1 protein-coding gene is annotated in these 244 nt (G+C 60.2%); it reads right to left on the reverse strand.

The features are described from left to right. Window positions 1-244: immunoglobulin-like domain-containing protein (locus tag ACLEJQ_RS25860; RefSeq protein ID WP_440799959.1), on the reverse strand; the 244-nt coding region annotated here is incomplete at both ends.

Genomic DNA, 244 nt, shown 5'->3' on the forward strand with positions numbered 1-244 from the left:
CACCTTGCCGGCATCTTTGTAGACGTCGTCCTTCGGCGCATCAACGGTGACGGTACCAGTGGTTTTGCCAGCGTCGATGTGTATGACCGCGCCGTTGCTCAGGGTGACGGTAACAGGCGTACCGGCAGCGTTGCTCAGGGTCGCGGTGTAAACGATCGAACCGCCTTCGGCCACAGTATCAGTCGCGGTCAGGGTAAGACCGGTCGTGTCCTGGGTATCGGTGACGGTGGTGTCAGCCGATTTG

This window comes from Pseudomonas sp. SMV71, assembly GCF_052042015.1.
In the GTDB taxonomy this organism is placed as follows: domain Bacteria; phylum Pseudomonadota; class Gammaproteobacteria; order Pseudomonadales; family Pseudomonadaceae; genus Aquipseudomonas.